Annotated in this window: 16 protein-coding genes and 3 rRNA genes; 11 read left to right on the top strand and 8 right to left on the bottom strand. The window is 67.7% G+C overall.

What is annotated here, in order from left to right; genetic code table 11:
* Window positions 1–968, bottom strand: a 968-nt coding sequence (locus tag ABD832_RS41960) for an AI-2E family transporter (RefSeq protein WP_344908612.1), incomplete at its 3' end; no start/stop codon positions are given.
* Between the two features lie 569 nt (window positions 969–1,537).
* Between ABD832_RS41960 and ABD832_RS41955 the strand changes: the two genes are divergently transcribed.
* The 3 genes from ABD832_RS41955 (at window position 1,538) to rrf (ending at window position 6,842) form a co-directional block, all read left to right on the top strand.
* Window positions 1,538–3,062: ribosomal RNA gene (locus ABD832_RS41955) — 16S ribosomal RNA — on the top strand.
* 399 nt (window positions 3,063–3,461) lie between these two features.
* A 23S ribosomal RNA gene (locus tag ABD832_RS41950) occupies window positions 3,462–6,594 on the top strand.
* Between the two features lie 131 nt (window positions 6,595–6,725).
* Window positions 6,726–6,842: ribosomal RNA gene (gene rrf, locus ABD832_RS41945) — 5S ribosomal RNA — on the top strand.
* Together the 16S, 23S and 5S rRNA genes form the textbook arrangement of a ribosomal RNA operon.
* Window positions 6,843–7,058: 216 nt before the next feature.
* Here the strand turns inward: rrf and ABD832_RS41940 are convergent.
* The 4 genes from ABD832_RS41940 to ABD832_RS41925 all read right to left on the bottom strand — a co-directional run bounded on the left by ABD832_RS41940 (window position 7,059) and on the right by ABD832_RS41925 (window position 11,640).
* A complete protein-coding gene (locus ABD832_RS41940; protein ID WP_344908610.1) occupies window positions 7,059–8,228 on the bottom strand; it encodes a serine hydrolase domain-containing protein in 1,170 nt (389 codons plus the stop codon).
* 314 nt (window positions 8,229–8,542) lie between these two features.
* On the bottom strand, window positions 8,543–10,138 hold the full coding sequence (gene mctP, locus ABD832_RS41935; protein WP_344908608.1) for a monocarboxylate uptake permease MctP: 1,596 nt from the start codon (window positions 10,136–10,138) through the stop codon (window positions 8,543–8,545).
* A gap of 4 nt (window positions 10,139–10,142) precedes the next feature.
* Window positions 10,143–10,355 carry a DUF3311 domain-containing protein gene (locus tag ABD832_RS41930; protein ID WP_344908606.1) on the bottom strand — a complete coding sequence of 71 codons (213 nt, stop codon included), beginning with the start codon at window positions 10,353–10,355 and terminating at the stop codon, window positions 10,143–10,145.
* Between the two features lie 217 nt (window positions 10,356–10,572).
* Window positions 10,573–11,640: an EamA family transporter gene (locus ABD832_RS41925; protein WP_344908604.1), complete on the bottom strand. Its 1,068-nt coding sequence runs from the start codon at window positions 11,638–11,640 to the stop codon at window positions 10,573–10,575.
* 50 nt (window positions 11,641–11,690) lie between these two features.
* Here ABD832_RS41925 and ABD832_RS41920 point away from each other — a divergent pair, with 50 nt between their 5' ends.
* The 5 genes from ABD832_RS41920 (at window position 11,691) to ABD832_RS41900 (ending at window position 14,500) form a co-directional block, all read left to right on the top strand.
* Window positions 11,691–12,197 carry a MarR family winged helix-turn-helix transcriptional regulator gene (locus tag ABD832_RS41920; protein WP_344908602.1) on the top strand — a complete coding sequence of 169 codons (507 nt, stop codon included), beginning with the start codon at window positions 11,691–11,693 and terminating at the stop codon, window positions 12,195–12,197.
* Between the two features lie 99 nt (window positions 12,198–12,296).
* Window positions 12,297–12,686 carry a VOC family protein gene (locus ABD832_RS41915; protein ID WP_344908600.1) on the top strand — a complete coding sequence of 130 codons (390 nt, stop codon included), beginning with the start codon at window positions 12,297–12,299 and terminating at the stop codon, window positions 12,684–12,686.
* Window positions 12,679–13,059, top strand: coding sequence for an ArsR/SmtB family transcription factor (locus tag ABD832_RS41910; RefSeq protein WP_344908598.1), 381 nt, complete (start codon window positions 12,679–12,681; stop codon window positions 13,057–13,059). The genes ABD832_RS41915 and ABD832_RS41910 overlap by 8 nt, the downstream gene beginning before the upstream one ends.
* The gene (locus tag ABD832_RS41905) at window positions 13,052–13,480 is read left to right on the top strand and encodes an SRPBCC family protein (protein ID WP_344908596.1); all 429 of its coding nucleotides are present in this window, start codon (window positions 13,052–13,054) and stop codon (window positions 13,478–13,480) included. The genes ABD832_RS41910 and ABD832_RS41905 overlap by 8 nt, the downstream gene beginning before the upstream one ends.
* A gap of 105 nt (window positions 13,481–13,585) precedes the next feature.
* Window positions 13,586–14,500 carry an SDR family oxidoreductase gene (locus ABD832_RS41900; RefSeq protein WP_344908593.1) on the top strand — a complete coding sequence of 305 codons (915 nt, stop codon included), beginning with the start codon at window positions 13,586–13,588 and terminating at the stop codon, window positions 14,498–14,500.
* Between the two features lie 137 nt (window positions 14,501–14,637).
* Here the strand turns inward: ABD832_RS41900 and ABD832_RS41895 are convergent, their stop codons facing one another.
* Window positions 14,638–15,639 carry a helix-turn-helix transcriptional regulator gene (locus tag ABD832_RS41895; protein ID WP_344908591.1) on the bottom strand — a complete coding sequence of 334 codons (1,002 nt, stop codon included), beginning with the start codon at window positions 15,637–15,639 and terminating at the stop codon, window positions 14,638–14,640.
* Window positions 15,640–15,913: 274 nt separating this feature from the next.
* Between ABD832_RS41895 and ABD832_RS41890 the strand changes: the two genes are divergently transcribed.
* The 3 genes from ABD832_RS41890 to thyX all read left to right on the top strand — a co-directional run bounded on the left by ABD832_RS41890 (window position 15,914) and on the right by thyX (window position 20,208).
* Window positions 15,914–18,055, top strand: a complete 2,142-nt coding sequence (locus ABD832_RS41890) for an anthranilate synthase component I (RefSeq protein WP_344908588.1) — start codon at window positions 15,914–15,916, stop codon at window positions 18,053–18,055.
* 157 nt (window positions 18,056–18,212) lie between these two features.
* The gene (locus tag ABD832_RS41885) at window positions 18,213–19,346 is read left to right on the top strand and encodes an amidohydrolase family protein (RefSeq protein ID WP_344908586.1); all 1,134 of its coding nucleotides are present in this window, start codon (window positions 18,213–18,215) and stop codon (window positions 19,344–19,346) included.
* Between the two features lie 103 nt (window positions 19,347–19,449).
* Window positions 19,450–20,208 (top strand): FAD-dependent thymidylate synthase, encoded by a 759-nt coding sequence (thyX, locus tag ABD832_RS41880; protein WP_344908584.1) that lies wholly within the window; start codon window positions 19,450–19,452, stop codon window positions 20,206–20,208.
* A 39-nt stretch (window positions 20,209–20,247) separates the two neighbouring features.
* On the opposite strand, the gene ABD832_RS41875 is transcribed toward thyX, so the two are convergent.
* Entirely contained in the window at window positions 20,248–20,718 is a 471-nt protein-coding gene (locus tag ABD832_RS41875) for a ubiquitin family protein (RefSeq protein WP_344908582.1), read from the bottom strand.
* A 308-nt stretch (window positions 20,719–21,026) separates the two neighbouring features.
* Window positions 21,027–22,142: a globin domain-containing protein gene (locus ABD832_RS41870; RefSeq protein ID WP_344908580.1), complete on the bottom strand. Its 1,116-nt coding sequence runs from the start codon at window positions 22,140–22,142 to the stop codon at window positions 21,027–21,029.
* Window positions 22,143–22,310: the final 168 nt, after the last annotated feature.

The raw sequence follows: 22,310 nt of genomic DNA, 5'->3' as shown, positions 1-22,310 counted from the left end.
CGGACCAGCAGGCTGAGCGGGATGGCCAGCAGCGCGCCCAGCGGGCCGAGCAGGAACGCCCACAGGATGAGGGACAGCAGGGTCACCGTGGTGGACAGGCCGACGGCGTCCCCGAGGAACTTGGGCTGGATCAGCGACTGCACCACGAAGTTGATCACCATGTAGGCCGCGATCACGAAGATCATGGTCTTGATCCCGCCCTCCAGGAGGGCGAGCAACGCGGGAGGGACCAGTCCCAGCACGAAACCGACGTTGGGGATGTAGTTCGTGATCAACGCCAGCACGCCCCAGAGGAGCGGGAGCGGCACACCGAGGAACCACAGGGCGCCCACGTCCAGTACCGCGCAGATCAGCCCGAACACCGTCGAGACCAGGAGGTAGCGGCGGGTCTTGCGGGCGAAGTTCCGGAGCGCCTCGATCAGCAGGGGCCTGCGCGCCGCTCCCGCCTTCAGCACCCCGGAGAAGGCCCGCGCGTCCAGGCACATGGCCAGGACCAGGACGACGATGAGGATCAGACCGGAGAACGCCCCCAGCAGGCCGCTGACGAACCCCTGGGCGAGCGCGAAGATCTTGCCGGGATCGAACGACTTGATCGCCTGGTTCATCTGATCGGTGCCGATCCCCAGCCCGGCCGCGAACTGCTGCGCCTGCACGACGAGCTCGCCGAACTGTTTCTGGTACGTGGGCGCGAGCCCCGCGAGCTGCGCGACCGCCAGGATGAGGATGGCCATCATGCCGAGCAGGATCAGCAGGACCAGCACCAGCGGGGCCGCGACCAGCGTCCATCCCGGGGCCCCGCGCCCGCGGAGCCAGGTTCTGACCGGGGAGACCGCCAGGACCAGGACGAGTGCGAGCAGCACCGGCCCGACGATCGATCCGACCTCCCGGATTCCCGCCAGGGTGACCACCGCGCCTGCGGTGCAGAGAAGCACGACGAGTGCCCTGGGCAACACTCTTTGGTCCGTCATGTTCGATCTCTACCCAGCAGGCGGAAAACACGTCCGCGCAGGGAGCGCACTTCGATTTGACGGACCCCGGCGTCGTACATAGAGTTCACAGGCCCGAGGGAGCCGGTGAAGATCACCAGCACTTCGGGACCATCCCTCTGATCATCTCCCTTCGTCGGGGCGTTCGCGTCACGACGGAGACCGGTTGGACATCGACCGGATGTTGGAGTAAGTTAGAGGGGTTGCCCTGGAAGCAGGGCGGTCGACATCCTAGCGGTTGCGACGGGTTCGGGTCGAGGGTCGGGAAAACCGACAGTTTGACACGAATCACGCGGATTCACTAGAATGGTAGTACGAAATGGAACGCCCCTGGCGGTCGGCCCGAACGGGTCCGGGTGGCCGGGTGTACGCGTCCGTTTCTTGAGAACTCAACAGTGTGTTAAAAGCCAGTGCATGAAGCACAACCCTGTCCTAACCACTCCTTTGCGGGGTGGGGGACGGATTCCTTTGGTTGAACATCCATCGCGTTCCCGGGCCTTGTGGTCGGGGATGGTGGTGGGCTTTCAGCCGGGTAAGGACTGTTCAGACATTGTTTGGAGAGTTTGATCCTGGCTCAGGACGAACGCTGGCGGCGTGCTTAACACATGCAAGTCGAGCGGAAAGGCCCTTCGGGGTACTCGAGCGGCGAACGGGTGAGTAACACGTGAGTAACCTGCCCCTGACTCTGGGATAAGCCCGGGAAACTGGGTCTAATACCGGATATGACACATGTCGGCATCGATGGTGTGTGGAAAGTTTTTTCGGTTGGGGATGGACTCGCGGCCTATCAGCTTGTTGGTGGGGTAATGGCCTACCAAGGCGACGACGGGTAGCCGGCCTGAGAGGGCGACCGGCCACACTGGGACTGAGACACGGCCCAGACTCCTACGGGAGGCAGCAGTGGGGAATATTGCGCAATGGGCGAAAGCCTGACGCAGCGACGCCGCGTGGGGGATGACGGCCTTCGGGTTGTAAACCTCTTTCAGCAGGGACGAAGTTGACGTGTACCTGCAGAAGAAGCGCCGGCTAACTACGTGCCAGCAGCCGCGGTAATACGTAGGGCGCAAGCGTTGTCCGGAATTATTGGGCGTAAAGAGCTCGTAGGTGGCTTGTCACGTCGGGTGTGAAAGCTTGGGGCTTAACTCCAGGTCTGCATTCGATACGGGCTGGCTAGAGGTAGGTAGGGGAGAACGGAATTCCTGGTGTAGCGGTGAAATGCGCAGATATCAGGAGGAACACCGGTGGCGAAGGCGGTTCTCTGGGCCTTACCTGACGCTGAGGAGCGAAAGCGTGGGGAGCGAACAGGATTAGATACCCTGGTAGTCCACGCTGTAAACGTTGGGCGCTAGGTGTGGGGACCTTCCACGGTTTCCGCGCCGTAGCTAACGCATTAAGCGCCCCGCCTGGGGAGTACGGCCGCAAGGCTAAAACTCAAAGGAATTGACGGGGGCCCGCACAAGCGGCGGAGCATGTTGCTTAATTCGACGCAACGCGAAGAACCTTACCAAGGCTTGACATCGCCCGGAAAGCTTCAGAGATGGAGCCCTCTTCGGACTGGGTGACAGGTGGTGCATGGCTGTCGTCAGCTCGTGTCGTGAGATGTTGGGTTAAGTCCCGCAACGAGCGCAACCCTTGTTCAATGTTGCCAGCAACATCCTTCGGGGTGGTTGGGGACTCATTGGAGACTGCCGGGGTCAACTCGGAGGAAGGTGGGGACGACGTCAAGTCATCATGCCCCTTATGTCTTGGGCTGCAAACATGCTACAATGGCCGGTACAGAGGGTTGCGATACCGCAAGGTGGAGCGAATCCCTAAAAGCCGGTCTCAGTTCGGATTGGGGTCTGCAACTCGACCCCATGAAGTCGGAGTCGCTAGTAATCGCAGATCAGCAACGCTGCGGTGAATACGTTCCCGGGCCTTGTACACACCGCCCGTCACGTCACGAAAGTCGGCAACACCCGAAGCCCGTGGCCCAACCAGCTTGTCTGGGGGGAGCGGTCGAAGGTGGGGCTGGCGATTGGGACGAAGTCGTAACAAGGTAGCCGTACCGGAAGGTGCGGCTGGATCACCTCCTTTCTAAGGAGCACCGGCCCTTCACCGATCCCTTCGGGGATCGTGGGGGTCCATGTCGTGTTCGTGAGCGAACGTCTCACGCTCGGCGCGCTCATTAGTGGAGCACTGGCTACTCAACCGGGCCTGATCGGCCGGATCTTGCTAGTACCGCCCCTTGGTTCGCTAAGGGAGTGGGAGCGTGAGAGTCGGGGGTCGTCCTGGGTTGAACACACTGTTGGGTCCTGAGGAAACGGACACCAAGGCTGGCCCGCTGAGGCGGGCTTGCTGTCTGTTTGACCCTCATGCAGGACCGATCATCTGCCAGACCAGCTCGTCACGCGTGTCGTGAGGGGTGTTGGTGGCAGGTTCGAGAGGTTGCTGTTTGTTGTTTGAGATTTGCATAGTGGACGCGAGCATCTTTGTGGCCAAGTTTTTTAGGGCACACGGTGGATGCCTTGGCATCAGGAGCCGATGAAGGACGTGGGAGGCTGCGTTAAGCCCCGGGGAGTCGCCAACCAGACTTTGATCCGGGGATGTCCGAATGGGGAAACCTAGCACCAGTCATGTGGTGTTGCCTCCGCCTGAATGTATAGGGCGGTTGGTGGTAACGCGGGGAAGTGAAACATCTCAGTACCCGTAGGAAGAGAAAACAAATAGTGATTCCGTGAGTAGTGGTGAGCGAAAGCGGATCAGGCTAAACCGTAGGCGTGTGATAGCCGGCAGGCGTTGCGTTTACGGGGTTGTGGGACCCTCTTACGGTTTCTGCCGAGACCGTGAACAGTAAGAAATCCTTCCGATAGTCGAAGCTTCTGGGAAGTGGCGCCGTAGACCGTGAGAGTCGGGTAGGCGAAATTGGTTGGACTGTTGGAGGGGATCCCAAGTAGCACGGGGCCCGAGAAATCCTGTGTGAATCTGCCAGGACCACCTGGTAAGCCTAAATACTCCCTGATGACCGATAGTGAACAAGTACCGTGAGGGAAAGGTGAAAAGCGCCCCGGTGAGGGGTCGTGAAATAGTACCTGAAACCGTGTGCCTACAAGCCGTAGGAGCGTAAACACTTTTCGGAGTGTTTGTGATGTGACTGCGTGCCTTTTGAAGAATGAGCCTGCGAGTTATGGTGTGTGGCGAGGTTAACCCGTGTGGGGGAGCCGTAGCGAAAGCGAGTCTGAAGAGGGCGTTTGAGTCGCATGCTGTAGACCCGAAGCGGAGTGATCTAGGCATGGGCAGGTTGAAGCGCGGGTAAGACCGCGTGGAGGACCGAACCCACCAGGGTTGAAAACCTGGGGGATGACCTGTGTTTAGGGGTGAAAGGCCAATCAAACTCCGTGATAGCTGGTTCTCCCCGAAATGCATTTAGGTGCAGCGTCGCGTGTTTCTTGCCGGAGGTAGAGCACTGGATGGCTAATGGGCCCGACAAGGTTACTGACGTCAGCCAAACTCCGAATGCCGGTAAGTGAGAGCGTGGCAGTGAGACTGCGGGGGATAAGCTCCGTAGTCGAGAGGGAAACAGCCCAGACCACCGACTAAGGCCCCTAAGCGTGTGCTAAGTGGGAAAGGATGTGGAGTCGCAGTGACAACCAGGAGGTTGGCTTAGAAGCAGCCACCCTTGAAAGAGTGCGTAATAGCTCACTGGTCAAGTGATTCCGCGCCGACAATGTAGCGGGGCTCAAGTACACCGCCGAAGTCGTGGCATTCACACTTTTAGTCTGGCAGCTTGTCTGTCTAGGTGTGTGGATGGGTAGGGGAGCGTCGTGCGGCCGGGGAAGCAGCGGAGTGATCCAGCTGTGGAGGCCGTGCGAGTGAGAATGCAGGCATGAGTAGCGAATCAGAAGTGAGAAACTTCTGCGCCGGATGACCAAGGGTTCCTGGGGCAGGCTAATCCGCCCAGGGTAAGTCGGGACCTAAGGCGAGGCCGACAGGCGTAGTCGATGGACAACGGGTTGATATTCCCGTACCCGCTACGATGCGCCAATACTGAATCCAGTGATACTAAGGGTCCTTAAGTCCCCTGTTGGCCTTCGGGCTTGGGGTGAGGCTGAACGCCTGGCCTGAACTGGTAGTAGGTAAGCGATGGGGTGACGCAGGAAGGTAGCCCAGCCCAGGCGATGGTTGTCCTGGGGTAAGCATGTAGGACGTGTTGTAGGCAAATCCGCAACGCATTAAGTCTGAGATGTGATGCCGAGCCGATTGTGGCGAAGTGGGTGATCCTATGCTGCCGAGAAAAGCCTCTAGTGAGTGTCGTGGCGGCCCGTACCCTAAACCGACTCAGGTGGTCAGGTAGAGAATACTAAGGCGATCGGGTGAACTGTGGTTAAGGAACTCGGCAAATTGCCCCCGTAACTTCGGGAGAAGGGGGGCCTTCGCTGGTGATCACACTTGCTGTGTGAGCTGGTGGGGGTCGCAGAGGCCAGGGGGAAGCGACTGTTTACTAAAAACACAGGTCCGTGCGAAGTCGTAAGACGATGTATACGGACTGACGCCTGCCCGGTGCTGGAACGTTAAGGGGACCGGTTAGTTGTTCTTCGGAGCAGCGAAGCTGAGAACTTAAGCGCCAGTAAACGGCGGTGGTAACTATAACCATCCTAAGGTAGCGAAATTCCTTGTCGGGTAAGTTCCGACCTGCACGAATGGCGTAACGACTTCCCCGCTGTCTCAACCGCAGACCCGGCGAAATTGCACTACGAGTAAAGATGCTCGTTACGCGCAGCAGGACGGAAAGACCCCGGGACCTTCACTATAGCTTGACATTGGCGTTTGGAACGTCTTGTGTAGGATAGGTGGGAGACTGTGAAGCTGTCACGCTAGTGGTGGTGGAGTCATTGGTGAAATACCACTCTGGTCGTTTTGAACGTCTAACTTCGGTCCGTGATCCGGATCAGGGACAGTGTCTGGTGGGTAGTTTAACTGGGGCGGTTGCCTCCTAAAGAGTAACGGAGGCGCCCAAAGGTTCCCTCAGCCTGGTTGGCAATCAGGTGTCGAGTGTAAGTGCACAAGGGAGCTTGACTGTGAGACCGACGGGTCGAGCAGGAGCGAAAGCTGGGACTAGTGATCCGGCGGTGGCATGTGGAAGCGCCGTCGCTCAACGGCTAAAAGGTACCCCGGGGATAACAGGCTGATCTTCCCCAAGAGTCCATATCGACGGGATGGTTTGGCACCTCGATGTCGGCTCGTCGCATCCTGGGGCTGGAGTAGGTCCCAAGGGTTGGGCTGTTCGCCCATTAAAGCGGTACGCGAGCTGGGTTTAGAACGTCGCGAGACAGTTCGGTCCCTATCCGCTGCGCGCGCAGGAGACTTGAAAGGAGCTGTCCCTAGTACGAGAGGACCGGGACGGACGAACCTCTGGTGTGCCAGTTGTTCCGCCAGGAGCACGGCTGGTTGGCTACGTTCGGAAGGGATAACCGCTGAAAGCATCTAAGCGGGAAGCTCGCCTTGAGATGAGGTCTCCCACCACGAGAGTGGGTAAGGCTCCCGGGAGACGACCGGGTTGATAGGCTGGAAGTGGAAGCGCAGTAATGTGTGGAGCTGACCAGTACTAATAGGCCGAGGACTTGACCACAAAGCAACATGGCTTGGTCTGTGCAGCGCTCTGTCCCTTCGCCGGGTCCGGAGCAGCGCCAGACCAAGGTATTGCTCGCGTCCACTATGCAATTCTGAGACAGCAAACAGTGTTTGTGTGTTTCATAGGGTTACGGCGGTTATGGCGAAGGGGAAACACCCGGTTACATTCCGAACCCGGAAGTTAAGCTCTTCAGCGCCGATGGTACTGCACCGGGGACGGTGTGGGAGAGTAGGTCACCGCCGGACAATCTTTTGAAGGCCCCCACCGTTGGTGGGGGCCTTCGTATTTCCAGGTTGCTTCATTTCCCCCGAGTAACCTTTCCGGGGTGATTCTTCTGGCCCCGGTGTGGCTCTTCTCCTGCGAGCTTCTGGCGTGCTGTCAGCCGTCAGGTCTTTCATCCGTCGGCGGCACCAGAAGGCACCAGGGACGCCGATTGAATCGATGTCAGGAACCGGCGCCGGTCACCGGCACATGAGTCTTCCCGCTGCGGCGATGGCCTGTCCCACCGCCGGGGAGTTGAGCTGGATCACCACCTGCCGGCGGCCGTCCTCGCTGGTCATCGCGATCCCGGAGTACCCGTAGATCAGCCCGGAGTGGTTCCACACCTGGGTGCCGCAGGTCAGCTTGTCGGCGTACACGCCCATCCCGCCCGCGCGCTTGAAGTCGGCTCCTTCAGGCAGGCGTCCCGGTGCAGCCACTTCGACCGTCCCCTTGCCGGGGGGCCGCGTCCGTGTGCCGGAGGAAGAGCCCGCACCCTTACCGGAGCCTGTTCTGAAGATGGCCTCGTAGAGGGCGCCCACGTCCCGGGTGGTCGACACCAGCCCTCCCGCGGCCCAGAAGATGGAGGAGCTCACGGTCGTCGACCCGGGGCCGTCGCCCTGCCTGCCCCGGGCGAGTCTCTGTGGCAGAAGCTCCCGGGGGAGCTCGGTGTCACGCAGCCGCAGGGGGCCGGTGATGCGCTCGGACAGCGCCTCGGAGTAGCTCTTGCCGGTGACCTTCTCTATGACCAGGCCGAGAAGGATGAAGTTGCTGTTGGAGTAGCGGTTGACGCCCCTCTTGCCGGGCTTTCCGCCGTAGCCGAGCAGCTCGCTTGGCGGCCAGTCACGGGTGTGCAGGCCACGGTCCACGACGGCGTCCGTGAAGCGCGAGTCGGTGAGGTAGTCCGGTATTCCGCTGGTGTGGGTGAGCAGCTGCTCGACGGTCACCCCGTCCGCGCCGGGAAGGACACCGGGGAGGAGCTTTCCGAGCGTGTCGCCGAGAGTCAGCCGCCGCTCGCGTACCAGCTGCAGCACGATCGCGGCGGTGAAGGTCTTGGTGACGCTCGCGATCCGGAATCGGTGATCGACCCGCATGGGAGTCCTCGTCGCGAGGTCGGCGAACCCGGCGGCGGCCTCCCGGATCCTTCCGTCGTCACGGACGTGCACGACGGCTCCGGGGGACCCGGCCGACACCAGGTCGTCCGCCATGGCCTGGACCTCGGGAGCCGCTCCGGGCGAGCCGGCCGAGGGGGAGCGTGGCGTGCCGGAGGGCTGTGGCGTGCCGGGGGCGGCGGTCGTGGTCGTACGGGTGGAAGGGGAGCAGGCGGTCACCGCGATCACGAGTGAGATCGCGCCCAGAAGGGCCGCACGCATCCGATGTCCCCTTCCCGTACCCCCGCACCGTCGAGGTCCTGACGGTACAAGCCCGCGGACCGGAAGGGAACATCGCGGTGGAGCGGAGGAGGGAACGGCTCCCGTGAACCGGCACGGGGCCTCCTCGCCGCGGAGAGACGGCAGGAAGGCCCCGTGTGATGGGGTACCTGGTAGAAGCCCTGGGGTCGCGGGTACAGGAACCTGAGGCCCCGGGCGCAGGGGCCCCAGGTTCCGGACGCGAACCCCGGAAGGCCGCGGTCAATGGCGAGCCCCGGAAGAGGCCGCGCCAGTGGCGCGAGCCCCGGGAGAGGCCGTCAGTGGGGAGCGAGATCCAGGTCCTTGATCCTGGGGTCGCCCTCGTCGGCGAAGTAGTGGTCGGGCTTGGTGGTGTCGTCCCCGTCGTGCGCCTTGGCGGCGCGCGCGATGAGCGTGCCGATCGCGGCGACGGCCAGGTTGACCGCCAGCGCGACGATGCCCGCGTAGATCGTCATCTTGGTGTCCAGGCCCAGCTTCTCCAGCGGGAACGCGGACCCGGCGAAGTGCAGCTTGCCGGTGACCGGGTTGCCGATGTTGTAGAGCATGAGCATCCCGGCCCCCATGCCCGCGGCCCATCCGGCGATCAGGCCGATGCGGTGGAACCAGCGGGTGTAGAGGCCGAGCGCCACCGACGGAAGCGTCTGCAGGATGATGACACCACCGATGAGCTGCAGGTCGATGGAGAAGCCGGTGTCCAGGAACAGGATGCACAGCACCGCGCCGACCTTGACGAGCAGCGAGGTGATCTTCGAGACACGGGCCTCGTCGGCGTCGCTCGCGTCCGGCTTGAGGTACTCCTTGTAGATGTTGCGGGTGAACAGGTTCGCCGCGGCGATGGACATGATGGCCGCGGGGACAAGTGCGCCGATGCCGATCGCGGCGTACGCGACGCCGGTGAACCAGTCGGGGAACATCTTGTCGAACAGCTGCGGCACGATCGTGTTGTTGTCCTTGCCGATGGGCGTGATGCCGGCCGCGATGGCCATGAGGCCGAGCAGCGCGATCAGGCCGAGCAGCAGGCTGTAGGCCGGCAGCGCCGACATGTTCCGCTTGATGACGTCGCGGTTCTTGGACGCGAGCACACCGGTGATGCTGTGCGGGTACAGGAAGAGCGCGAGCGCCGAGCCCAGGGCCAGCGTGACGTACTGGAGCTGGTTGTTGGCGTTGAGCAGGATGCCGTCACCGGGAGCGGGGCTGGCGGTGAACTTGGCCTGGGCGGCGTCGAAGATGCCCGACCAGCCGCCCTCGATCTGGGCGGGGATCGCGAAGATCGCGACCAGGATCACGATGTAGATCAGCGTGTCCTTGACGAACGCGATCAGCGCCGGGGCACGCAGGCCCGACTGGTAGGTGTACGCGGCCAGGATCGCGAACGCGATGATGATCGGCAGATGGCCCGTCACGCCCATCGACTTCAGCACGGCCTCGATGCCGACGAGCTGGAGCGCGATGTAGGGCATGGTCGCCACGATGCCGGTGATCGCCACCAGCAGCGCCAGCGTGGGGGAGCCGAACCGGGCCCGTACGAAGTCGGCCGGGGTCACGAAGCCGTGCACGTGCGAGACCGACCAGAGACGGATCAGCACCAGGAACACGATCGGGTAGACCACGATCGTGTACGGCACCGCGAAGAAGCCCATCGCGCCCGCGCCCCAGAGCAGGGCGGGCACGGCCACGAAGGTGTAGGCGGTGTAGAGGTCGCCGCCGACCAGGAACCAGGTGACCCAGGAGCCGAAGTTCCGGCCGCCCAGGCCCCACTCGTCGAGGCTGGCCAGGTCGTTCGGACGCCGCCAGCGCGCGGCCATGAAACCCATGCCGCTGACCAGCAGGAACAGCGCCGAGAAAACGATGATCTCAGTCAGATGCGCTTCCATCGGGTCACCGCCGCCGCTTCGTCATCTGGTAAACGATCGTGGTGCAGGTGACGCCGATCAGGATGAAGGCGAGCTGGAGCCAGTAGAACAGCGGAAAGCCGAGAAGCCGTGGTTCATCGGAGTTATACAGGAACGGCAACAAAGGTAGGATGATCGGTACGATGAGCAGCCAGTTCCATGGGCTGTGATCGCTCCGGCCACCGTCTGGAGTGGTCAACACGGTCTCCTCGTAGTGGAGAAGGGACGTCCGGACAGGATCGTCCCGTTCGGCTGACCGGCAGCGTAATTACACGACCATTTCATTGAGGTCACCGAGCGCCGAGCGGATCGGTTCACGCGACGAGCGGTAGGTGAGCCATCACATTCCGCCCTTTGCTGACGTCACGGCGACCTGTCCCGACGGCACCTGCAATTCGGCGACGGATTCTTACCGGTCACCGCGCGGGATATTCCACCTCTTGACACGGGAGCGGGCGCCCCGAAAGCGCAGGCCACACCCGATCGCGATCTTCCGCGCTACCTCCACCGGCCGCGACGGCGACACCCGGCCGTACACTCTCCGCGCGGCCGGCTCCCGCTCGGACGTCCACCCGGACGTCCTCCGCCGGCCTGGTCCCCGCCGGTCGTGCGGAGGCGCCGAGCAGGACCGCGCCGAGAACCCCGGCCGCCCCGGCGAGCTGGCCGGCCGACAGGGCCTGCCCGAGCACCGCCCAGCCGAGCCCGGCGGCCACCACCGGGCTGAGCAGCCCCAGCAGGGTGAGCCGGATCGGGGCCAGGGAGGTCACCCCGCGGAACCACAGGAAGTACGCCAGTGCCGTGCCGACGACGGACAGGTAGCCGAAACCGGCGAGGTTCGTCCCCGTCAGGGCGGGCGGGGGGCCCTCGACGACGAGCGTGGCGGGCAGCAGGAGCAGCCCTCCGGCGGCCAGCTGCCACCCGGTGAGGGCCAGCAGGGCGGTGCTCCGGTTCGCGTACCCCTCGGGGGTGCCCCAGCGCCGGCCCAGGACGGTGCCCAGCGACATGGTGACCACCCCGCCGACGGCGGCGGCCAGCCCGAGCGGGTCGAGGACGACGGCCGAGCGCAGCACCAGCAGGGCCACCCCGATGATCCCGATCACCGCGGCCACCATGGCCCGGGGGGCCGGGCGCTCCCCGAGCAGCGGGAACGCCATGGCTGCGACCGCGAAGGGGGCCAGGCCGCCCAGCACGGACGCGACCCCGCCGGGCAGCCGGTACGCCGCCACGAAGAGCAGGGCGAAGAACAGGCCGATGTTCAGGGTGCCGAGAACGGCCGAGCGCCACCACCAGGCCCCCCGCGGCAGCGCGAGCCGCCCGGCGAACACGGCGACGGCCGCGCAGAGGAGCAGCCCGGCCGGCAGTGCCCTGACCGCCCCCGCCAGCAGCGGGCGGTGGGCCGGCAGCAGCTCCGTGGTCACCAGGTACGTCGTGCCCCACACCACCGGGGCGACGGCGCTGGTGACGATCGGCCGAATGTCTCTCATGAATAAGTATCTTATCACTAAGCTAATTATCGGCAAGCTAACATGGCGGCATGGCAGGGGACACGGCCCGCGACGACGTCGACCGCATCGTCACGCAATGGGCGCGCGAGCGCCCGGAGCTGGAGACCGGGGCGATGGAGGTGTTCGGCCGCATCAACCGCCTCGCCCGGATCGCCGGCGACCTCCAGGAGGAGGTGTACGCCCGGTTCGGGATCAACCGCGGGGAGTTCGACGTGCTGGCGACCCTGCGCCGGTCGGGTGAGCCCTTCCAGCTCTCGCCCAAGGAGCTGTCGGCCTCGCTGATGCTGACCTCGGGCGGCATGACGGGACGGCTCGACCGGCTGGAGCGCGCCGGGCTCGTCACCCGCTCGCCCGACCCGGACGACCGGCGCGCCCTGGTGATCACCCTGACCGGCCGCGGGCGCGAGGTGGCCGACGAGGCGGTGGTGGCGGGCCTGGCGGCCCAGCGTGAGCTGTTCGACCGGCTCCCGGTCCGCAGCCGCGAACGGCTCGCCGACCTGCTGCGCGACCTGCTCGCGGCGGCCGGTCCCGGCTGACCGTGCCGGCCGGGGCCGGGCCCTGCCTTCCCGCTCCCGTCCGGCCCGCCTCTCCCGTGCGACTTGACCGGTAGGACATTTCCTACCTATTGTCGGCGCATGACGATAACCCATGTCCAGCTGCTCTCCCTGCCCGTCGCGGACCAGGACCGGGCGAAGAGCTTCTACGTCGACACGCTCGGCTTCGACCTCGTCTCGGACAACCCGATGGGCCCCGACCGCCGCTGGGTGCAGGTTGCCCCCAAGGGCGCCCGTACCTCGATCACGCTCGTGACCTGGTTCGACACCATGCCGCCCGGCTCCCTCAAGGGCCTGGTGCTGGAGACCGACGACCTCGAGGGCGACGTGGCCGCGCTGAGCGACCGCGGCGTGGCCATCGAGGGCGACATCCAGCGGTCGCCGTGGGGGCGCTACGTCACCTTCGACGACCCCGACGGCAACGGGATCGTGCTGCAGGCCACCGCGGCGGACGCGTCCGCCCGTGGCTGAGGCGGACGTGTTCGCCGCGGTGGCCAGCCCCACCCGGCGCAGGCTCCTCGGGCTGCTCCTGGAGAACGGGCCGAAACCGGTCCAGGAACTGGCCGAGCACTTCGACATGCGCCGCCCGAGCCTGTCGGAGCACCTCAAGGTGCTCAAGGACGCGGGCCTGGTGGTCGAACGCAGGGCGGGCAGGCAGCGCCTGTACTCCCTGCGCCCCGAGCCGCTGCGGGAGATGTCCGCCTGGCTCACCCCGTACGAGCGCTTCTGGCGGGAGAGACTCTCCAGCCTTCGCGACCTCCTGGACGCCGAGGACGACGACCTCCCGGACACCGAGGACGACGATGGCCTTTCGAGCACCGAGGACGATGACCGCGATGTCTGACCCCACACTGATCAGGACCGACCAGTACCTCGCCCACCCGCCGCGCAAGGTCTGGCGCGCGCTCACCGACCCCGGCCTGCTGGCGCGCTGGCTGATGCCCGGCGACTTCAAGCCGGTCGTCGGCCACCGGTTCACGTTCCGGACCGAGCCTCGGCCGAACCGGGGGTTCGACGGCGTCGTGCACTGCGAGGTCCTGGACCTCGAACCGGAGCGGCTGATGCGGATCTCCTGGTGCGGCGGAGGGCTCGACACCACGGTCACCTGGACGCTGGAGGCCGAGGGACGGGGCACCCGGCTCCTGCTGGAACACGCCGGGTTCGACCCGGACGACCCGATCCAGCAGAGCACCTACGTCATCCTCGACGGCGGCTGGCGCTCGCACGTCCTGAGCCGGATGGAGAAGGTGCTGGCGGACGCCTGAGTCCCTCCCCGCGGCCTCTCCTTCCGGGAAGCCCGGAAAACCGCCCTCCCCGGGAGCCGCGAAAACATGACAAGAGGTGTCCCCTTTTCCTGCCAGGCTCGCCGCATGAACAGAACGCTGGAAGGAAAGGTCGCCCTCGTCGCGGGGGCGACGCGGGCGACGGGCCGGGGGATCGCGGTCGAGCTGGGCGCGGCGGGCGCCACGGTCTACTGCACCGGCAGGAGCACCCGGCAGGGGGCCTCGGAGATGAAACGGCCGGAGACGATCGAGGAGACGGCCGAGCTGGTCACCCGCGCGGGCGGGCAGGGCATCGCGGTCCAGGTGGACCATCTGGAGAGCGAGCAGGTACGAGCCCTGGTGGAGCGGATCAGGAGCGAGCGGGGAAGGCTCGACCTGCTCGTCAACGACATCTGGGGCGGGGACCCGTTGACGGAGTGGAACGTCCCCGTCTGGAGCCACTCCCTCGACGACGGCCTGCGGATCCTCCGGCTGGCCGTCGACACCCACCTGATCACCAGCCACCACGCGCTGCCCCTGCTGATCGAGAACCCCGGTGGCCTGGTGGTCGAGGTGACCGACGGCACCCTGGAGTACAACCTCGCCAACTACCGGCTCTCGGCCTTCTACGACCTGGCCAAGCTCTCGGTGAACCGGCTGGCGTTCATCCAGGACCACGAGCTGCGCCCGCACGGCTGCGGCGCGGTCTCACTGACCCCGGGCTGGCTCCGCTCGGAGAGCATGCTGGAGGGCTTCGGCGTCACCGAGGAGAACTGGCGGGACGCTACGGTCGCGCAGCCGCACTTCGTGATCTCCGAGTCGCCCGCCTACACCGGCCGCGCGGTCGTCGCCCTGGCCACCGACGAGGACCGGACGCGCTGGTCCGGGCAGGCCGTGTCCAGCGGTCAGCTCGCCCAGGTGTACGGCTTCACCGACCTCGACGGCAGCAGGCCCGACGCCTGGCGCTACATCGAGGAGGTGGAGAGCAAGGGCAAGCCCGCCGACGCGACCGGCTACCGCTGAGCGACGACCACCCCCACGGGCCGGCCCCACCGGCCCTGCCGTCCCCGTCGATCTGACCGGCTCCGTCGACCCCACCGGCTCCGTCGCCCTCCGGCGGCCGCCACCGCCTCCCGGCACCGCAGGCCGTGACGGCCCCGTCAGCCGTACAGGTCGCGCAGGCGGGTGGCGGCGTCGGCGAAGCGGGCGCGCAGGGCGGGCGGGCCGAGGACCTCCGCCTCCGGGCCGAAGCGGAGGATCTGGCCGAAGGCGACCTCCAGTGACTCGACGGGCAGGCGGATCGTGACCCACCCCTGCCCGTCGGGCTCGCCCGCGGACGCCAGCGCCTCACCGAGGGCCGCGGGGTCGGCGAAGATCGGGAGCAGGCGGTGCCCGGCCGGGCTGAGCCGGACGACGACCCGCTCGGCCAGCAGGGAACCGGCGAACCGGGCGGCCCTCTCGCTCCAGAACGCGGCCAGGTCGAAGGTCTCGTCCCGCTCGAAACGCCGGTCGGAGTGGATCTCGATCTCGCCGAAGCGATCCACCCGGTAGATCGCGAACCGGGTCGCCAGGTACCAGACCCCCGCCTTGAGCACGAGCCCGTACGGCTCCATGGGCCGCCGGTCGGCCTCGGGGCGCCCGGCGGCCGTCGCCGGTGCGGCCGTCCCGTCCCGTACGGGACGCCGGTAGACGGCGGTGATCGGATGGTCGCCCCAGACCGCCCTGGCCAGCGGGGCCAGTGCCGCGGGCGGGGGCCGCTCGCTCACGAACCAGCCCGGGGCGTCCAGGTGGAAGCGCTGCGCCGCGGTCGCGGGGGCGTCCCGCAGGCCGGGGGACAGCGCGGCCGAGGCCTTCAGCCGTGCCGTGGCGGCCACCTCGCCCAGCCCCATCTCCCGCAGGGCCTCCGGAACGCCCGACAGGAACAGCGCCTCGGCCTCGGCGCGGTCGAGCCCGGTCAGACGGGTGCGGTACCCGTCCAGCAGCCGGTAGCCACCGCCGCGCCCGCGGTCGGCGTAGACCGGCACGCCCGCCTCCGACAGGGCCAGCACGTCACGGTGGACGGTCCGCTCGGAGACCTCCAGCTCCCCGGAGAGCTCCGCCGCGGTCATCCGGCCGCGCGCCTGGAGCAGCAGCACCAACGACATCAACCTGGCCGCGCGCATCCCCCGACCCTAACGCGGCGCGTCCCGCGCGCGAGCGGGGAGCACCGGGGCCCGTCCGGTACCGGAGCGCGGGACGGCGCGGCCATCTTGCATGATCACCGCTGACGCGGGTACCCTGGCCCCATGCGACACCCTCTCACCCAGCAGTGGTGGCGCCGCTTCTAGGCGGCGCAGGTTTCGCATTTTCGCGAGCAGACAGACGGCCGCCCGGAGAGGCGGCCTTTTCTGCGTCCGCTCCCTCTGGGCATCAGTAGATCAAAGGGGCGATACCGCAGTGGAGACGAGCCGATATACCACCGCCGGCGGCATAGGGGTCGAGGTCACCGCGTCCGACGTGCCGGAGACGGTGCTCGAGGACGTCGTCACGACCCTCGGGGAACGCCGTGGCGGCGTGCTCTCCTCCGGGATGGAGTATCCCGGCCGCTACAGCAGATGGCATCTCGCCTACGTCGACCCGTGCCTGGAGATCGTCGCGCGGGGGCGCAGGATCTCCGCCAGGGCGTTGAACGCCCGCGGCAGGGTGGTCCTCCCGGCCATCGTCTCCTGCCTGCTGGCGGCCGGAAAGCCGGTCGAGGAACCGACCGCCGACCACGTCGAGGTCCACGTGGCCGAGTCCGAGGAGATCCTCCCCGAGGAGATGCGCAGCCGCCGGCCCACGGTCTTCACCGCGATCCGCGAGGTCATCGCCGCCTTCCGCGGCGAGAACGAGCACCTCGGGCTGTACGGCTCCTTCGGCTACGACCTGGCCTTCCAGTTCGAGCCGATCCGGCAGGTCCTGCCGCGCGCCGCCGACCAGCGCGACCTGGTGCTGCACCTGCCCGACCGGATCATGGTGATCGACCGGAAGCGGGAGACCAGCAAGGAGTTCCGCTACGAGTTCACCGTGGACGGCGTCTCCACGCACGGGCTGGACCGCGAGGGAGAGGTCGTGCCGCTGCCCCCGGCGCCGTCCGAGCTCCCCGCCGACCCCGTGAAGGGCTCCTACGCCGAGGTCGTCGCGGCGGCCAAGGAGAAGTTCGCCCGCGGTGACCTGTTCGAGGTCGTCCCCGGCCAGGTCTTCCACGCCCCCTGCGCCGACCCGGCCGCCTTCTACCGGGGACTGCGCAAGGTCAACCCGGCGCCGTACGAGTTCCTGTTCAACCTCGGCGAGGGCGAGCACCTGGTCGGCGCCTCCCCGGAGATGTACGTCCGGGTCAGCGGCGACCGCGTCGAGACCTGCCCCATCTCCGGCACCATCGCCCGGGGCGGCAACCCGGTCGAGGACGCCGACGCGATCCGCACCCTCCTGTCCAGCGTCAAGGAGGAGTCGGAGCTGACCATGTGCACCGACGTGGACCGCAACGACAAGTCCCGCATCTGCGTGCCCGGCTCGGTCCAGGTGATCGGCCGCCGCCAGATCGAGATGTACTCCCGCCTGATCCACACCGTCGACCACATCGAGGGCCGGCTGCGGCCCGGATTCGATGCGCTCGACGCCTTCCTCACCCACATGTGGGCCGTCACCGTCACCGGCGCGCCCAAGACCTGGGCGATGCAGTTCATCGAGGACCACGAGGCCACCACCCGCCGCTGGTACGGAGGGGCGGTCGGCTACATCGGGTTCGACGGCTCGATGAACACCGGCCTGACCCTGCGGACCGCGCAGATCCGCGGCGGGATCGCCACCGTCAGGGCCGGGGCCACGCTGCTGTTCGACTCCGACCCCGAGGCCGAGGAGCGCGAGACCGAGCTCAAGGCCAGCGCCCTGCTCGGCGCCCTGGCGGCGGTCGGCGCGGCCCCGCAGGAGCAGGCCGCGCCCGCCCCGGCCGCCGAGAGGCCGGGCGAGGGCATGAAGGTGCTGCTCGTCGACCACGAGGACTCCTTCGTCAACACCCTCGCCGACTACTTCCGCCAGCAGGGCGCCGAGGTCGTCACCCTGCGCCACGGCTTCCCGGCCGAGATGATCGACGAGATCGACCCGTCCCTCGTGGTGCTCTCACCCGGTCCCGGCTGGCCCTCCGACTTCGGCCTGCCCGGCCTGGTCGGCGCGCTCTACGAGCGCGACCTTCCGGTGTTCGGCGTCTGCCTCGGCCTGCAGGGCATGGTGGAGCAGGCCGGCGGCGAGCTCGAACTGCTCTCCTACCCCGAGCACGGCAAGCGCGGCAGGGTGCGCAGGCTGGGCGCCAGCGCGCTGCTCGACGGGCTCCCCGAGGAGTTCACCGCGGCCCGCTACCACTCGGTCCACGCCAAGCAGCCGGGTGTGCTCGGCTTCACCGCCACCGCCCTGACCCCGGACGGCGCGGTGATGGCGATCGAGGACGTGGAGCGGCGCCGCTTCGCCGTGCAGTTCCACCCCGAGTCGATCCTCACCGCCGAGGGGGACGCCGGGGCGAAGGTCATCGCCAACGTCCTGCGGCTCTGCCGCACGCCCGGGTAAAGAACCCGTACAGCCCGTCCCTTCCCCGCCCGGCCCTCACCCGGGGCGACCGTAGAGTTCTCCCGGACGAGAGCCGGGCGGGGACGACGGGCGTACCGGCGGATCCTGCGGGATGCTGCGAGATGCGGCGGCGCGCCGCGGGCGGGGAGGAGCGGGCATGAGGCCGGACGGCGTGCTGCCCGTCGAGCTGCCCGACGTCGTCCGGGAGGCGCTGCTGGCGCCGCTGGTCGACCAGAGCTGCCACGGCGTGCGCCGCGACGACCTGACCCGGGCCCGGTTCGAGACGCTGCTGTCCGAGACGGGCGTCCCGGCGCCCCCCGGCACCACGCACTTCGACACCCCGGCCGGTGCCGCGGTCCGCCGCTGGTGCGCGCCCGTCCTCGACCTTCCCCCGCACGTGCCGCCGGCCGTCTACCTGGCCCGCCGGGCCGAGCTGGGAGCCGCCGAGGTGAACCGGCGGCTGCTGGGCGCCGCCGGGATCGCCACCTTCCTGTTCGACGACTCCGCAGCCCCCGGCGGGCCCGAGGTGCTGCCGCCGGACGAGATGGGCCGGACGGGCGGGGCGGGCACCGTCGCGGTGGCGCGGATCGAGCGGGCCGAGGAGGAGGTCGCCGCGAGCGCGGTCTCCGCGGTCGCCTACGTCTCCGCCCTCGCCCAGAACCTCGCCGCCCGCGCCGCCCGCGCCGTCGCCCTGAAGTCGGTCAGCGCCCACCGCGCCGGCCCGCACCCCGACGAGGCCAGGCCGAGCCGGGGGACGGTCATCGCGGCTGCCGCCCGCAGGCTGGCCCGTCCCGGGGAGCGCCTCACCGACCCGGTGCTGCTGCGCCACCTGCTGTGGACGGCCGTGGACGTGGCCAGGGAGTACGGGAGGCCACTGCAGTTCCACACCGGGCCCACCGGCTCGGGCACCGGTTTCGTCGTGGCCGTGCAGCCGATGGGCGTGCCCGTCGTCCTGCTGCGCTGCCACCCCTTCCACCGCCGCGCCGCCCACCTGGCGAGCACCCTTCCGCACGTCTACGTCGACGTGGGAGCCGCGCCGGCCCGCGGCGCCACCGGCTCGGCCACCGTGATGGCGGAGCTGCTGGAGTCGGTGCCGTTCCACCGGCAGGTGTTCGGCTCCGGCGGCCACGGCGTGGCGGAGACCTGCCACCTCGGCGCCCTGCACTACCGGCGCGGCCTGGCCGGGGCACTGGCCGCGCGGCTGGCCGACGGCGAGTGGAGCGTCGCCGACGCCGCCCGGGTGGCCCAGATGATCGGCTCCGGCAACGCCCGCAGGCTCTACCGGCTGTGACGGCTCCCGGGGGGAGCCCGCGGATCGCGGGGACGCGCGGATCCGGGGGTCTTCCCGGGCCCGCGGGCCTGCCCCGTTACGATATGGCGCGACCGACGACGTGATGAGGGGGACGCAGGTGGCGGGCGACGAGACGGGCGACGGCACACAGGCACGTTTCCTCGACGACGTGAGCGTGGAGCTGGTCAAGCACAGCGCCTCCGACTCCGACGTGCTCTGGGCCGCGCGGGTCTCGACCGCGGGGGAGCAGTCGCTGGAGGAGATCGGCAAGGACCCGGCGCGCTCGAAGGGCCTGATCAACTTCCTGATGCGCGACCGGCACGGCAGCCCCTTCGAGCACAACTCGATGACCTTCCTCGTCTCCGCGCCGATCTTCGTCTTCCGCGAGTTCCACCGTCACCGGGCCGGTTGGTCCTACAATGAGGAGAGTGGGAGGTATCGCGAGCTTCGTCCGTTCTTCTACGTGCCCGGCCCGGAACGCAGGCTCGTCCAGGAGGGCAAGCCCGGGCAGTACGTCTTCGTGGAGGGCGACGCCGGGCAGCACAAGCTCGTCACCGAGGTGATGGAGGGGTCCTACCGCGCCTCCTACGCCGCCTACCGGGAGATGCTGGAGGCCGGGATCGCCCGGGAGGTGGCCCGGGCCGTGCTGCCGGTCGGCCTGTTCTCCTCGATGTACGCCACCTGCAACGCCCGCTCGCTGATGCACTTCCTGTCGCTGCGCACCAGGAACGAGCAGTCGGCGGTCCCCTCGTTCCCGCAGCGCGAGATCGAGATGGTGGCCGAGAAGATGGAGGCCGCCTGGGCGGAGCTGATGCCCCTCACGCACGCGGCCTTCGTGGCCGCCGGCCGGGTCGCCCCCTAGGGTTCCGTACGGCGTTGGTAAGGAGAGTGGCGGGCCCGGTCAGCCGGTGGTCTCCTGGCGGCGGGACAGGGCAGGCAGGACGAAGATCTCGGCGGCGGGGGGCAGCGCGCAGTCGAGACCGCCGAGGTGAAGGGCGTTCTCGCCGCAGACGAACATGGTGATGTGGCGCCGGATGCCGCCGTAGTCGTCACGCAGGCGCTGTTCCAGGGACGGGTGGACGCGGCGCAGCGTGTCCAGGGCGGAGCCCAGCGTCGGCTGGCCCCCCTCCCGGTCGGCGACGGCGAAGACGCGGATCTCGGTGCTCTCGCCCGCCCAGTGCCGGAGCGCGACGGGGAGCACGAAGGTCACGAGCGTGACGGGGCGGGCCATCGGCTCAGCGCGCCGGAGCGGGCGGGACGGGTGACGGGCCCGCCGGGCGGGTGCGACGGCCGCGAGGCGGCGCGTACCGGGGGAGGGGAAGGTCCCGGTCTCGCGCGGGCCGTCGCCGCGGGGGGCCGGGGGCGGGCTCACGCGGTGGAACGCCTCCCGCCGGGACCCGGTGCGGGCGGCGGGATCCGTGCGGATGGCGGTCGTGAGGGGGACACGGGCTGGGAGGGGGGCCCTGGCGCATGACCATCTCCTTTCGGATTGGGCCTCATGCTGCCATGCCGTGCCGCGTCTCGCCGGGCTCTGCGAAATTTGCGTGAGTGATTCGCGGTGTTGATCCTGGTTGTCGCCTGGGACTCACGGTGCGGGGTCACCGCTCGGGGTCCGTCGTGCGTGACGTGTGCGGGGTCGCCGCTCAGGGGTCCGTCGTGCGTGACGTGTGCGGGGTCTGCTCAGGGTTCGTCGTGCGTGACGTCCCGGTGGATGTTCGCCGGTGGCATCCCGCCGCGTACGAGCCGCTGGACCGTCTCGCAGACCATCGCGGGCGGGCCGCAGACGTAGGCGTCGTGGTCGGCCCAGGAGTGGAAGCGTTCCATCGCCTCGGCCACCCGGCCGCGCATGCCGTCGTAGCCGGGCTCGTCCGAGACCACGGGGATCACCCGCAGCCAGGGGAAGCCCTCCTCCATCCGGGTCAGGTCGGTCAGGTCGTAGAGCTCCCGGGCGGTACGGGCGCCGTGCAGCAGATGCACGTTCCGGCGGCGGCCGGAGGCGATCACGTGCTCCACGATCGCCTTGATCGGCGCCAGCCCGGTGCCGCCCGCCACGCACAGCAGGTCACGGCCGGAGTCGGTGGGCACCATGGTGCCGATCGGGGGACCCAGCGTCAGGGTGTCCCCGATCCGGGTGTGCTGGACCAGCGTGGTGGAGACCCAGCCGCCGGAGATCGCGCGGACGTGCAGCCGTACGGTGTGGTCCGGCCGGGGCGCGTTCGCGATGGAGAACGTGCGCCAGACGCGGGGCCAGCGCGGGGTCTGCACCGTGACGTACTGGCCGGGCAGATAGGGCATCTCCTGGGCGAGCCGCAGGGTGATCACCGCGATGTCCGGCGTGCGGCGCTCGTGGTCGATCACCTCGGCGGGCCACCAGGCGGGTGACACCCCGGAGGCGGCCTCGGCCGCCTCGATCATGAGGTTGGCCGCGGCGGTGTACGCGGACACCCAGGCCGCCTCCACCTCGCTGTCCCAGACCTCGGCGGCGAAGCGCCTGACCGTGGCCAGCAGCGCGTTGCCGATGGCGGTGTAGTGCTCGGGGAGCACCCCGTACTTGCGGTGGTCGCGGCCGAGCTGGCCGAGGAACGAGGCCATGCCGTCCGGGCTGTCCAGGCTCCACACGATCCTGGTCAGCGCCCCGAACAGGCGGTCGCGCTGGACGTCCATCGCCGGCGGGAACATCGCCCGCAGGTGCGGGTTCTCGGCGAACAGGCGCCCGTAGAAGTACGCCGCGGCCTTGCTCGCGACGGGTTCGACGAGGGCGAAGCTTTCCTTGACGAGACGCGGATTCAATGACATTTAACGAACCCACCCTAATTGATCGGATCAGCGTCCGACCATGAAGATCCACCTCCCTGACGGTTCCGGGTGACGAGCGACCGGCGGCCCCGGCGCACCTGGTCACTCGATATTTGAGTCTTCCATCACCATGCGACTGTCACAACCGTTTCTCGTCAATATAGTGGG

The sequence above is a fragment of the Streptosporangium longisporum genome, from assembly GCF_039534895.1.
Lineage (GTDB): Bacteria > Actinomycetota > Actinomycetes > Streptosporangiales > Streptosporangiaceae > Streptosporangium > Streptosporangium longisporum.
This window is presented reverse-complemented; position numbering and strand designations above follow the sequence as displayed.

Bases quoted from the DNA above. Each gene is read 5' to 3' on its own strand.
- ABD832_RS41940 (WP_344908610.1), bottom strand. From the start codon at position 8,228: ATGCGTGCGGCCCTTCTGGGCGCGATCTCACTCGTGATCGCGGTGACC.
- mctP (WP_344908608.1), bottom strand. From the start codon at position 10,138: ATGGAAGCGCATCTGACTGAGATCATCGTTTTCTCGGCGCTGTTCCTG.
- ABD832_RS41925 (WP_344908604.1), bottom strand. From the start codon at position 11,640: ATGAGAGACATTCGGCCGATCGTCACCAGCGCCGTCGCCCCGGTGGTG.
- ABD832_RS41920 (WP_344908602.1), top strand. From the start codon at position 11,691: ATGGCAGGGGACACGGCCCGCGACGACGTCGACCGCATCGTCACGCAA.
- ABD832_RS41915 (WP_344908600.1), top strand. From the start codon at position 12,297: ATGACGATAACCCATGTCCAGCTGCTCTCCCTGCCCGTCGCGGACCAG.
- ABD832_RS41905 (WP_344908596.1), top strand. From the start codon at position 13,052: ATGTCTGACCCCACACTGATCAGGACCGACCAGTACCTCGCCCACCCG.
- ABD832_RS41900 (WP_344908593.1), top strand. From the start codon at position 13,586: ATGAACAGAACGCTGGAAGGAAAGGTCGCCCTCGTCGCGGGGGCGACG.
- ABD832_RS41895 (WP_344908591.1), bottom strand. From the start codon at position 15,639: ATGCGCGCGGCCAGGTTGATGTCGTTGGTGCTGCTGCTCCAGGCGCGC.
- ABD832_RS41885 (WP_344908586.1), top strand. From the start codon at position 18,213: ATGAGGCCGGACGGCGTGCTGCCCGTCGAGCTGCCCGACGTCGTCCGG.
- thyX (WP_344908584.1), top strand. From the start codon at position 19,450: ATGAGGGGGACGCAGGTGGCGGGCGACGAGACGGGCGACGGCACACAG.
- ABD832_RS41870 (WP_344908580.1), bottom strand. From the start codon at position 22,142: ATGTCATTGAATCCGCGTCTCGTCAAGGAAAGCTTCGCCCTCGTCGAA.